At 65.1% G+C, this 11,986-nt stretch carries 8 protein-coding genes; all 8 read left to right on the top strand.

The genetic code is table 11. The features are described 5' to 3' along the window. The first annotated feature begins 181 nt into the window (after nucleotides 1-181). A complete protein-coding gene (locus AC4FAH_RS00745; RefSeq protein WP_043333965.1) occupies nucleotides 182-961 on the top strand; it encodes a GntR family transcriptional regulator in 780 nt (259 codons plus the stop codon). A gap of 73 nt (nucleotides 962-1,034) precedes the next feature. Then, a complete protein-coding gene (gene prpB / locus AC4FAH_RS00740; protein WP_043333964.1) occupies nucleotides 1,035-1,946 on the top strand; it encodes a methylisocitrate lyase in 912 nt (303 codons plus the stop codon). 182 nt (nucleotides 1,947-2,128) lie between these two features. Then, nucleotides 2,129-3,271 carry a bifunctional 2-methylcitrate synthase/citrate synthase gene (gene prpC, locus AC4FAH_RS00735; protein WP_490245547.1) on the top strand — a complete coding sequence of 381 codons (1,143 nt, stop codon included), beginning with the start codon at nucleotides 2,129-2,131 and terminating at the stop codon, nucleotides 3,269-3,271. A gap of 67 nt (nucleotides 3,272-3,338) precedes the next feature. After that, nucleotides 3,339-6,041, top strand: a complete 2,703-nt coding sequence (gene acnD, locus AC4FAH_RS00730) for a Fe/S-dependent 2-methylisocitrate dehydratase AcnD (RefSeq protein ID WP_286989040.1) — start codon at nucleotides 3,339-3,341, stop codon at nucleotides 6,039-6,041. Beyond that, nucleotides 6,038-7,300, top strand: coding sequence for a 2-methylaconitate cis-trans isomerase PrpF (prpF, locus tag AC4FAH_RS00725; RefSeq protein ID WP_490245546.1), 1,263 nt, complete (start codon nucleotides 6,038-6,040; stop codon nucleotides 7,298-7,300). The genes acnD and prpF overlap by 4 nt, the downstream gene beginning before the upstream one ends. A gap of 205 nt (nucleotides 7,301-7,505) precedes the next feature. Next, nucleotides 7,506-9,143 (top strand): bifunctional 2-methylcitrate dehydratase/aconitate hydratase, encoded by a 1,638-nt coding sequence (locus AC4FAH_RS00720; RefSeq protein ID WP_490245545.1) that lies wholly within the window; start codon nucleotides 7,506-7,508, stop codon nucleotides 9,141-9,143. A gap of 186 nt (nucleotides 9,144-9,329) precedes the next feature. Continuing rightward, nucleotides 9,330-9,923 carry a LemA family protein gene (locus AC4FAH_RS00715; protein WP_054555402.1) on the top strand — a complete coding sequence of 198 codons (594 nt, stop codon included), beginning with the start codon at nucleotides 9,330-9,332 and terminating at the stop codon, nucleotides 9,921-9,923. Nucleotides 9,924-9,993: 70 nt separating this feature from the next. After that, complete coding sequence (locus AC4FAH_RS00710; protein ID WP_490245544.1) at nucleotides 9,994-11,898, top strand: M48 family metallopeptidase; 1,905 nt, start codon at nucleotides 9,994-9,996, stop codon at nucleotides 11,896-11,898. The last annotated feature ends 88 nt before the right edge of the window (nucleotides 11,899-11,986 follow it).

Raw genomic sequence — 11,986 nt, 5'->3', positions numbered from 1 at the left:
TCCAGCGCATGCCAGCTCTCTTACGCCAAAGGTGTAGAGGATTTGGCGGATTGCATCTTGACCCACTCAGGCTCGCTGGCTAGTCTGGCAGTCATTGAATGATTGTCGACAATAGTGCTGAAAGTCCCTCATCGCCATTGTCCTGTCTCAGCCCCTTGTCCAGCCGGATTGCCTGACCGCCATGACCACCGATGCCTTTCACAATGCCACCACCGCTCGAAGCCTCGCGCGCGGCGCCACTGCCGAGCAGGCAGGCCACACCGCCTCCGCGAGTGCTCCGACGCCTGAGGTGCGCACTCTGGCCGAGCGCGTCTTCCACCAGCTGCAGGACGCCATCGTACGCGGTGAGCTGGCACCGGGCAGCAAGATCACCGAGCCGGGGCTGGCGCAGGCCTATGGCATCTCGCGCGGCCCGCTGCGCGAGGCGATGCGTCGTCTCGAGGTCCATCGTCTGATCGAGCGCGTGCCCCACGTCGGCGCGCGGGTGGTCAAGCTCTCGATGACCGAGCTGCTGGAGCTGTTCGACGTGCGTGAGGCGCTGGAGAGCATGGCCGCGCGTCTGGCGGCGCGGCACATGACGCAGGAGGAGGTCACGCGGCTGCGCAGCGTGCTCAAGACCCACGAGCAGCAGTCGGACCTCAAGACCGGCACCGCCTACTTCCAGAAGGAAGGCGATCTCGACTTCCACTATCAGATCGTCCTCGGCAGCCATAACCATATGCTGATGACGATTCTCTGCGACGACCTCTACTACCTGGTGCGCATGTATCGCACCCAGTTCAGCGCCAGTGGCTCGCGTCCGCAGAAGGCCTTCGTCGAGCACCACCGTATCGTCGATGCCATCGAGGCCGGTGACGAGGAGCTGGCGGAGCTGCTGATGCGCCGCCACGTCAGCGCCTCGCGGGAGAACGTCGCCCGCCGCTATGCCGCCACGCTCAAGGAAGAGCAGGGCGAGGAGTGAACTGCCACACCGCTTGCGACCGGATCACCCCCAACAATTCCAACCCCGTCATGGGCCCAGCCCGGGAGATGTCATGTCACGCCATCTGAGTTCCACCGCCTTGCCAAGCCCCGGCGCCCGCTTCCGCGCGGCGCTGGAAGCCAATCGTCCGCTGCCCATCGTCGGCACCATCAATGCCTATACCGCCATCATGGCCGAGCGCGTCGGGCATCAGGCGATCTACCTGTCCGGTGGCGGCGTGGCCAACGCCTCCTACGGGCTGCCGGACCTGGGCATGACCAGCATGAATGACGTGCTGGAAGACGCGCGCCGCATCACCGCCGCCAGCGAGCTGCCGCTGCTGGTGGACATCGATACCGGCTGGGGCGGCGCCTTCAACATCGCACGCACCATTCAGGAGATGGAGCGCGCCGGTGTCGCTGCCGTGCACCTGGAAGACCAGGTTGCCCAGAAGCGCTGCGGACATCGCCCCAACAAGGCCATCGTCTCCAGTCAGGAGATGGTCGACCGCATCAAGGCGGCCGCCGATGCCCGCCGTGATGACGACTTCTATCTGATCGCGCGTACCGATGCCTTCCAGAAGGAAGGGCTCGAGGCCGCCGTGGCGCGTGCCAATGCCTGTGTCGAGGCCGGGGCGGACGCCATCTTCGCCGAGGCGGTGCATACCCTCGAGGACTACCGTGCCTTCTGCGAGGGCGTCGACGCGCCGATTCTGGCCAACATCACCGAATTCGGCGCCACGCCGCTGTTCAATCAGCGCGAGCTGGGCGACGTTGGCTGCCGGATGGTGCTCTATCCGCTGTCCGCCTTCCGCGCCATGAACGCCGCCGCCCTCAAGGTCTACCAGAACATCCACGACAAGGGAGACCAGAAGGACGTGGTCGACGACATGCAGACCCGCATGGAGCTCTACGACTTCCTCGATTACCACACCTTCGAGCAGAAGCTGGACACCCTGTTCGAGGCCGAAAGCCGCAAGGATTGATGCCAGACGCTCGAGACGGACGCCATGTCTCGCATCAGGAGGCCACTGGCTTCACGGGCCGGCACTTCCGGCCCGACCGTTTCTCCCTCGCTGGCAAACGCCTGGCCGGCGAGGGGCTTGACGCTTTATGCCCTACAAGAAAAAGAACAACTCAATGACGTCACTGCCAAGGAGATCGCGCCATGTCAGATACCACCGCTACCCCGAGCCCCGGTGCTTCCAGCGGCCTGCGCGGCCAGAGTGCCGGCGAGACCGCCCTGTGCACCGTCGGCCAGACCGGCTCCGGCCTGCGCTATCGCGGCTACGATCTGGAGGATCTCGCCGCCCACGCAAGCTTTGAAGAAGTCGCCTATCTGCTGCTCAAGGGCAAGCTGCCCAATCGCGAAGAACTGGACGCCTACATCGCGCGCCTCAAGGGCCTGCGTGGCCTGCCGGATGCCCTGAAGGCGGTACTGGAGCAGATTCCGGCCAGCGCCCACCCGATGGACGTGATGCGCACCGGTTGCTCGATGCTCGGCAATCTGGAGACCGAAGAGAGCTTCGATGAGCAGTCCGACCAGGCCGACCGCATGCTGGCCGTGTTCCCGTCGATCATCAATTACTGGTATCGCTTCAGCCATGATGGCGTGCGCATCGACACCGAGACCGATGACGACTCCATCGGCGCGCACTTCCTGCACCTTTTGCACGGCGAGGCCCCCAGCGATCTGCATGCCGCGGTGATGAATACCTCGCTGATCCTCTACGCCGAGCACGAGTTCAATGCCTCGACCTTCACCGCGCGTGTCTGCGCCTCGACGCTCTCCGACCTGCACTCCTGTGTGACCGGGGCCATCGGCTCGCTGCGCGGACCGCTGCATGGCGGTGCCAACGAGGCGGCGATGGCGATGATCGAGCACTGGCGCTCACCGGAGGAAGCCGAGCGCGAGATTCTCGGCATGCTGGAACGTCGCGAGAAGATCATGGGCTTCGGCCACGCCATCTACCGTGAACGTGACCCGCGCAACGCCATCATCAAGGAGTGGTCACGCAAGCTGTCCGAGGATGTGGGCGACACTCAGCTCTACGCCGTCTCCGAGCGCGTCGAAGCCGTGATGTGGCGCGAGAAGAAGCTGTTCTGCAATGCCGACTTCTTCCACGCCAGCGCCTATCACTTCATGGGCATTCCCACCAAGTTGTTCACGCCGATCTTCGTCTGTTCACGCCTGACCGGCTGGGCGGCACATGTCTTCGAGCAACGCGCCAACAATCGCATCATCCGCCCGAGCGCCGATTACACCGGCCCGGAGCATTGCGACTGGCTGCCCATCGAGCAGCGCGACTGACCCTTTCCTCGGCCAGTCAGCGTGCTGGCCGATCGTTTTCTTGACCGCCTGATGAGTCCGGATGCCCATGAATACCGAGTATCGCAAACCCCTGCCTGGCACGGCGTCACCGGGTACCCCGGTCGACTACTTCGATGCGCGTGCCGCCGTGGAAGACATCGCCCCCGGCGCCTACGCCGGTCTGCCCTATACCTCACGCGTACTGGCCGAGAACCTGGTGCGTCGCTGCCCGCCGGATCAGCTGCGTGACAGCCTCGTGCAATTGATCGAACGGCGGCGTGATCTCGATTTCCCCTGGTATCCCGCGCGCGTCGTGTGCCATGACATCCTCGGTCAGACCGCGCTGGTCGACCTGGCCGGTCTGCGCGATGCCATTGCCGAGCGCGGCGGAGACCCGGCCAAGGTCAATCCGGTGGTGCCGACCCAGTTGATCGTCGACCACTCGCTGGCGGTGGAGCACGCCGGCTTCGACAAGGACGCCTTCGCCAAGAATCGCGCCATCGAGGAGCGGCGCAACGAGGACCGCTTCCACTTCATCGACTGGACGCGTCAGGCCTTCGAGAACATCGACGTGATCCCACCGGGCAACGGCATCATGCACCAGATCAATCTGGAGCGGATGTCGCCGGTGATCGAGTCGCGCGCCGATGAGAAGGGTCATCAGGTCGCCTTCCCGGATACCCTGGTGGGCACCGACAGCCACACGCCGCATGTCGATGCGCTGGGCGTGATCGCCGTCGGCGTCGGCGGGCTGGAGGCCGAGAGCGTGATGCTGGGGCGTGCCTCCTACATGCGCCTGCCGGACATCATCGGCGTGCGCCTCACCGGGCGTCCGCAGCCGGGCATCACCGCCACCGACATCGTGCTGGCGTTGACCGAATTCCTGCGCGCCGAGAAGGTCGTCTCCTCCTATCTGGAATTCTTCGGCGAAGGCGCGGCCAGCCTGACCCTGGGCGATCGCGCCACCATCTCCAACATGACGCCGGAGTACGGCGCCACGGCGGCGATGTTCTACATCGACCAGCAGACGCTGGACTACCTGACCCTGACCGGCCGCGAGCCGGAGAGCATCGCGCTGGTCGAGCGCTACGCGCGTGAGACCGGGCTGTGGGCCGACGAGAGCGGCCATATCGAAGGCGCGGTGGAATATGAGCGCGAGCTGACCTTCGACCTGTCCTCGGTGGTGCGCACCCTGGCGGGCCCCTCCAACCCGCACAGTCGCGTGCCGACCAGTGAACTGGCCGCACGCGGCATCTCCGGGGTGATCGAGCATGAGCAGGACGAGGACGGGCGCGACCTGATGCCGGATGGCGCGGTGATCATCGCCGCCATCACCAGCTGCACCAACACCTCGAATCCGCGCAATGTCATCGCCGCCGGCCTGCTGGCCAGACGCGCCAATGCGCTGGGGCTGACGCGCAAGCCGTGGGTCAAGACCTCACTGGCGCCGGGCTCCAAGGCCGTGCAGCTGTATCTGGAAGAGGCGGAATTGCTGCCGGAACTCGAACAGCTCGGCTTTGGCATCGTCGGCTTCGCCTGCACCACCTGCAATGGCATGAGCGGTGCGCTGGACCCGGTGATCCAGCAGGAAATCGTCGAGCGTGATCTCTATTCCACCGCGGTGCTGTCCGGCAACCGCAACTTCGATGGTCGTATCCACCCCTACGCCAAGCAGGCCTTCCTGGCCTCGCCGCCGCTGGTGGTCGCCTACGCCATCGCCGGCACCATCCGCTTCGACATCGAGAAGGACGTTCTCGGGCATGCGCCGGACGGCTCGCCGATCATGCTCAAGGACCTGTGGCCGAGTGACGAGGAGATCGATGCCATCGTCGGCTCCAGCGTCAAGCCGGACCACTTCCGTCAGGTCTACATCCCGATGTTCGAGGCCCGTCAGGATCGCGACGACACGACCAGTCCGCTCTACGACTGGCGCGAGATGAGCACCTACATCCGTCGTCCGCCGTACTGGGAAGGCGGCCTGGCCAGCGCACCGACGCTCAAGGGCATGCGGGCACTGGCGGTGCTGGGGGACAACATCACCACCGATCACCTGTCGCCCTCCAATGCCATCATGGCCAGCAGTGCGGCGGGCGAGTATCTGGCCGCGATGGGCCTGCCGGAGGAGGACTTCAATTCCTACGCCACTCACCGTGGTGATCACCTCACCGCGCAGCGGGCCACCTTCGCCAATCCCAAGCTGATCAACGAGATGGCCGTGGTGGAAGGGGCGGACGGCAAGCGCGAGGTAAAACAGGGCTCGCTCACGCGCCTGGAGCCGGAAGGCAAGGTGGTACGCATGTGGGAGGCCATCGAGGCCTACATGCAGCGCAAGCAGCCGTTGATCATCATCGCGGGCGCGGATTACGGCCAGGGCTCATCGCGTGACTGGGCGGCCAAGGGCGTGCGGCTGGCGGGCGTCGAGGCCATCGTCGCGGAAGGTTTCGAGCGTATCCACCGCACCAATCTGGTCGGCATGGGCGTGATGCCGCTGCAGTTCGCCGCCGGTACCACGCGCAAGACGCTGGCGCTGGATGGCAGCGAGATCTACGCCGTCGAGGGCGAGCCGGCGCCGGGGGCAGAACTCACGCTGGTGATAGAACGCACCGCCGGCGACAAGGCAGGCAAGCTCGAGCGCGTGCCGGTCACCTGTCGTCTCGATACCCGTGAGGAAGTCTCCATCTACTCGGCGGGCGGCGTGCTGCAGCGCTTCGCCGAAGATTTCCTGAACTCGCAGGCGCCGGGCGAGCCGGCGGCGGAGGTATCGGCATGAGCCAGCAGGCACAGCTCAGGATTCCCGCCACCTATCTGCGTGGCGGCACCAGCAAGGGCGTGTTCTTCCTGCGCGATGAGCTGCCGGAAGCGGCGCAGGTGCCGGGCCCGGCGCGTGATGCCCTGCTGTTGCGCGTGATCGGCAGCCCCGACCCCTACGCCAAGCAGATCGACGGCATGGGGGGCGCGACCTCCAGCACCAGCAAGACGGTGATCATCAGTCGCAGCGAACAGCCGGACCACGACGTCGACTATCTGTTCGGTCAGGTCTCCATCGACTCGCCCTTCGTCGACTGGAGCGGCAACTGCGGCAATCTCTCGGCGGCGGTCGGGCCCTTCGCCATCGAGAAGGGCCTGGTGCCGGCCGAGCGCCTGCCGCGTGATGGCATCGCCGAGGTGCGTATCTGGCAGGCCAACATCGCCAAGACCATCATCGCGCGGGTGCCGATGTGCGAGGGGCGCGTCCAGGAAACCGGCGACTTCGCCCTGGATGGCGTGACCTTCCCGGCCGCCGAAGTGGCGGTCGCCTTCCGCGACCCCGCCGCTGGCGAGGGCAGCATGTTCCCCACAGGCAATGTGGTCGATACGCTGGAAGTGCCGGAATCGGTGGTCGCTGGCGGGCGGATCCAGGCGACTCTGATCAATGCCGGCATCCCGACCATCTTCGTTGATGCCCGCGATCTCGACTATCAGGGCACCGAGCTGCAGGAAGCGATCAATGCAGACGGCGAGGCCCTCGCGCGCCTCGAGACATTGCGCGCTCACGGCGCACTGCGCATGGGGCTGATTCAGGAGCTGGGCGAAGCCGCCAGACGTCAGCACACCCCCAAGGTCGCCTTCGTGGCGCCGCCGGTGGATCACGTCGTCTCCAGTGGTCGCGAGATCAAGGCCGACGAGATCGACGTGCTGATTCGCGCCGTATCGATGGGCAAGCTGCACCACGCCATGATGGGCACCGCGGCCGTCGCCATCGCCGCGGCGGCTGCGGTACCCGGCACGCTGGTCAATCTTGCCGCCGCTGGCGGGGCCGAGGCCGAATCTGGGCAGAATGGCACCGCGCGTGACTCGGTGTGCTTCGGACATCCCTCCGGCACGCTCAGGGTCGGCGCGAGTGCCCATCGTCAGTCACCCTCGGGTCAGGTCGGTGACGGCCAGCAAGGCGAGGGCGAATGGACCGTCAGTGAGGCCGTGATGAGTCGCAGCGCGCGTATTCTGATGGAAGGCTGGGTGCGGGTGCCGGCGGAGACCTTGATGCGCTAGCGCCGGTATTGGCAGGCGATGGTCTACTGTCAATATATCCCTCTTGATATCCCTCCTGCGGCATCCCGATGAAAGCCGGCCTGGCATGCATGTGCAGAGGGCCGGCTTTTGTGTATCTGTGGTGCGGACACAGGTATTTCGTGGGATGTGCCGGCATCGCGGGAGATGCATGCGAGCAAAGACGATCCACGACAGGAGATCACACATGAGCACGCCATCCTCTGATCAGACGGGCGAAAGCCGTCTCAGCGCCACTCAGGTCAGTACAAGTCAGGCCAGTACAAGTCAGGCCAGTACCAATCAGGCCAGCGCCAACCAGCGCCCGGACTATGACCCGGAGCTGCAGCAGATCGCCGACTATGTGCTGGGGTATTGCGATGGTCTGCATACCGCGGATGCGGATACGGATGTGGATGGCCTGGCCGGCAAGAGCGAGCGCTCAGGTCCCTCGGCAGAGGCGATGGACACCGCTCGCCTGTGTCTGATGGATACCCTCGGCTGCGGTATCCTGGCGCTGCGCTTCCCGGAATGCACCAAGCATCTCGGGCCGCTGGTGGCCGAGACCGTAGTGCCGCATGGTGCGCGGGTGCCCGGCACCGCCTTCAGTCTCGATCCCGTCAAGGCGGCGTGGGATATCGGCTGCACCATCCGCTGGCTGGATTACAACGACACCTGGCTGGCGGCGGAGTGGGGGCATCCCTCGGACAATCTCGGCGGCATTCTGGCGGTGGCGGATCACCTCTCGCGCCAGCGTGTCGCACAGGGCAAGCCACCCCTGGTGATGCGCGATGTGCTGGAGAGCATGGTGATGGCCCACGAGATCCAGGGCGTGCTGGCGCTGGACAACAGCTTCAATCGCGTCGGGCTCGACCATGTCATGCTGGTCAAGGTCGCGACCACCGCCGTGACGGCGCGCTTGATGGGGGCGAATCGCGAGCAGTTGCTGTCGGCGCTGTCGCACGCCTTCGTCGATGGCCAGAGTCTGCGCACCTATCGCCATGCGCCCAATGCGGGCTCGCGCAAGAGCTGGGCGGCGGGGGACGCCACTTCACGCGGCGTGCGGCTGGCGGGCATCGCCCTGCGTGGCGAGATGGGCGTCCCCGGTGCTCTCAGCGCGCCGCAGTGGGGCTTCAATGATGTGTCCTTCAGTCACGGCAATAGCGATCTCGCGCTCAAGCCCGAAGACGAGCGACGTCTTACACTGGCGCGCCCTCTGGGCAGCTATGTGATGGAGAACGTGCTCTTCAAGGTCTCCTTCCCGGCCGAATTCCATGCCCAGACCGCCGCCGAGGCCGCCATCCAGCTCCATCCCGAGGTGCGCGACCGGCTCGAGGAGATCGAGCGCATCGAGATCACCACCCACGAATCGGCGATCCGCATCATCTCCAAGCAGGGCGCGCTCGCCAATGCGGCGGATCGCGATCACTGCCTGCAATACATGGTCGCGGTGCCGCTGATCTTCGGCGGGTTGAACGCGGACCACTATGAAGATGGCTTCCATGCCGCTCACCCGGAGATCGACCGGCTGCGTGACAAAATGGTCGTCACGGAAGAGGCGCGCTTCACCCGCGAGTATCTGGAAGCCGACAAGCGCTCGATCGCCAATGCCCTGCGGGTGGTCTTTTGCGATGGCAGTGCCACCGAGCAGGTGACGGTGGAATACCCGCTGGGACATCGTCGGCGGCGTGAAGAGTCGCTCGTTCCGCTCGAGGACAAGTGTCGGGCCAATCTGGCCACCTGCTTCCCGCCTTCGCGGTGCGACACCTTGATGGCGTTGCTGGGTGATCGCGAGCGACTCGAAGCACTGCCGGTGCACGAGTTCATGGCGCATTGGGTGCCGTGAGGTTGCCGGCCGCATGATGCCCGTTGGCAATCAGTCATCCAATTGACTGGTGCCGTCATCCGGTATGGGTAAACTGGAAGCGGATTGCACAGGAAGATCGACAGGGGCGCTTGCAAAGACTCGCCGGAGAGCGGGACAACGCCTGCCGGGCCTTCATTGCAAAGGCATCATCACAAGGGACTCATCATGAAAACATTTCTGCTGCTGGGCGCCATCGCGCTGATCGTCATCTACGTGATCTCGATCTACAACAAGCTGGTCAGCCTCAAGGCGCGCTTCGAGAATGCCTTCGCGCAGATAGAGGTGCAGCTCAAGCGGCGCTATGACCTGATTCCCAATCTGGTCGAGACGGCCAAGGGCTATCTGAGTCATGAGCGTGGCACCCTGGAAGAAGTGATCAATGCCCGCAACAAGGCGATGGCCGCCTTGAATGCCGCAGCGGCGCATCCCGGCAGCATGGACAAGCTGGCCAGCCTGGCCGGTGCCGAGCAGGGGCTGGCGGCGAGTCTGGGCAAGCTGGATGTGGTGGTCGAGGCCTATCCGGAGCTCAAGGCGGACCAGACCATGAGCGACTTGATGGAAGAGCTGACCGCCACCGAGAACCGCGTCGCCTTCGCGCGTCAGGCCTACAACGATGCCGTCACCGACTACAACGTCTATCGCCAGAGCTTCCCGCAGGTGGTGTTCGCGCCGACCTTCGGTCATCGCAGTGATGCAGGCCTGCTGGCCTTCGATGACAGCGTGAAGATTCGCCAAGCCCCGGATGTCAGCTTCTCTTGAGTCGACCGGTTGATGCTTCTCTCGCAGCGGCCTTGCGCTGTGATCCTGACTGGGTAGATGGCGAGCGCGAATGAATTTCTATCATGAGCAGGACAGTGCGCGGCGTCGTACGCGGCTATTGCTGCTGGCCTTCACGGCCATGTCGCTGGTGGTGTCTCTTGCCGCCGGCGCCGTGGTGCATGTCGCGATCAGCAGTTTCCTGGGGCGTCCGGCCGCCACGACGTTTGAATATGTCTGGCCAGTGGCGAGCATCATCTTTCTGTGCAATGCCCTGGTCGCGGCGCGCGAGCTGCGGCGTCTGCAGCAGGGCGGTGCGGTCGTGGCCGCACGCCTGGGTGGCAAGCTGGTGGATGTCGAGACCCAGGACTCGAATGAGCGGCGGGCACTGAATGTCGTGGAAGAGATGGCGATCGCCGCCAATCTGCCCACGCCGCAGCTGTTCCTGCTGCCGCATGAGGCGATGATCAATGCCTTCGCGGCGGGCTATCGGCCCCATGATGCGGTGATCGCGCTGAGTCGCGGGGCGTTGGAGCAGCTCGATCGCAACGAGCTGCAGGGCGTGGTCGCTCACGAGTTCGCCCATATCGCCAATGGCGATATCCGCCTCAACCTGCGTCTGGCGAGTGCGGTCCACGGCCTGGTGTTTCTCTCCGAGGCGGGGCGCTTCCTGATGGGGGCGGGGCGCATCGGCTTCGTGTTGGGCAGGGCGCGCTCCTCCGGTTCCGAGAGGAAAGGCGGCATGCCACAGCTGATGCTGGTCGGTGTGGCGCTGTGGTTGCTCGGCAGTCTCGGCGGGCTGGGCGGCAGGCTGTTGCAGCGCGGGGTCGCGCGCTCACGCGAATATCTCGCCGATGCCAGTGCAGTGCGCCTGACGCGTTTCCCGGATGGCATCGCCTCGGCCCTCAAGCGTATCGGTGGCATGGGCTGGCAGGGGCGCATCCAGCATCCGCGCGCCATGACCTACAACCACCTCTTCTTCGTCGAAGCGCGTCCGCCATGGCTGACGGGCTGGTTCGACTCGCATCCGCCGCTGGATGAACGCATCAAGCGCCTGGAACCCCGTTGGGACAGGCAATATCTGAGCGCGCGCCAGCAACCGGTGCATACCTTCGAGCAGCAGGGGCCCATCGGAGCAGAAGTGCTTGGCGGGGTCATGGCGGGTATCGCCGGCGCGGCCGTCATGGGCGAGCTGTCGCGTTCCCGGGGTGAGCTCGAGAACCTGACGCTGTCGCGCTTTCTCTGCCCGCAGCTGGTGGTGGCGATGATCGCGCCTTCGGAGCTCACCCGGCGTGGGGTCTGGCTCACCGAGCTTGAGCGTCAACATGACTGGCTGGATGGCAAGCGCGTGCGCGAGGCGCGGCGCAAGCTCGAGTCCTTGCCGCGGGTCGAGTGGATCCCCTTGCTCAACCGGTTGATACCGCGCTGGCGGGAAGCGGATGAGCGCGCGCATCGCATGCTCAAGGCGCAGACACCTCCGCAGGACATGTTCATCTGGTGTCTGTGGCAGTTGCTGCTGGAGTCACTGGACCCGCGGATCGATCGCAAGAGTGACTCGCTGGCTCTGCAGCAATGCCAGCCGGCCTGTCAGCATTGGCTCATGCTGATGGTCGGACTCATCGACGATGAAACGCTGCGCGAGGACATCTTCCTGGACGCCAGTGCGGAACTTGGCCTGGCGCTTGCGTACCCACAGTCGCAGCCGGATGGGGGTAACCCTGCGCTGCGCTGCCGTCATCTCACGCAGCTGGCTCACCTGCGTCCGATGGACAAGCAGCGCTGGTTCACGGCGCTTGCCCAGGTGGTGCATGCCGACCAGACGCTGGCCGATGAAGAGGTGGCCCTGCTGACACTGCTGGCGCGCGTCATGCAGCTGCCGGAGGCGCGCCTGGAAGCGGCGCTTGAGACACAGTCGCATTCGCGTGGTGGCTGGCAGGCGCGCCCGGTATCTCGGCCCGCGGACGGCAAGGCGGTCTGAGTATCGATCAGGCGAGTGGCTGTTTTCTGCGTCAAAGCCCTTGCCATCAAGCCGATTCCTGCGTAAAGTACGCATCCGCTGCCGGGGA

The organism is Cobetia sp. (genome assembly GCF_983723665.1).
This window is presented reverse-complemented; position numbering and strand designations above follow the sequence as displayed.

Excerpts from the sequence above, each read along its gene's own strand:
- AC4FAH_RS00745 (WP_043333965.1), top strand. The coding sequence starts at position 182 with ATGACCACCGATGCCTTTCACAATGCCACCACCGCTCGAAGCCTCGCG.
- prpB (WP_043333964.1), top strand. The coding sequence starts at position 1,035 with ATGTCACGCCATCTGAGTTCCACCGCCTTGCCAAGCCCCGGCGCCCGC.
- prpC (WP_490245547.1), top strand. The coding sequence starts at position 2,129 with ATGTCAGATACCACCGCTACCCCGAGCCCCGGTGCTTCCAGCGGCCTG.
- acnD (WP_286989040.1), top strand. The coding sequence starts at position 3,339 with ATGAATACCGAGTATCGCAAACCCCTGCCTGGCACGGCGTCACCGGGT.
- prpF (WP_490245546.1), top strand. The coding sequence starts at position 6,038 with ATGAGCCAGCAGGCACAGCTCAGGATTCCCGCCACCTATCTGCGTGGC.
- AC4FAH_RS00720 (WP_490245545.1), top strand. The coding sequence starts at position 7,506 with ATGAGCACGCCATCCTCTGATCAGACGGGCGAAAGCCGTCTCAGCGCC.
- AC4FAH_RS00715 (WP_054555402.1), top strand. The coding sequence starts at position 9,330 with ATGAAAACATTTCTGCTGCTGGGCGCCATCGCGCTGATCGTCATCTAC.
- AC4FAH_RS00710 (WP_490245544.1), top strand. The coding sequence starts at position 9,994 with ATGAATTTCTATCATGAGCAGGACAGTGCGCGGCGTCGTACGCGGCTA.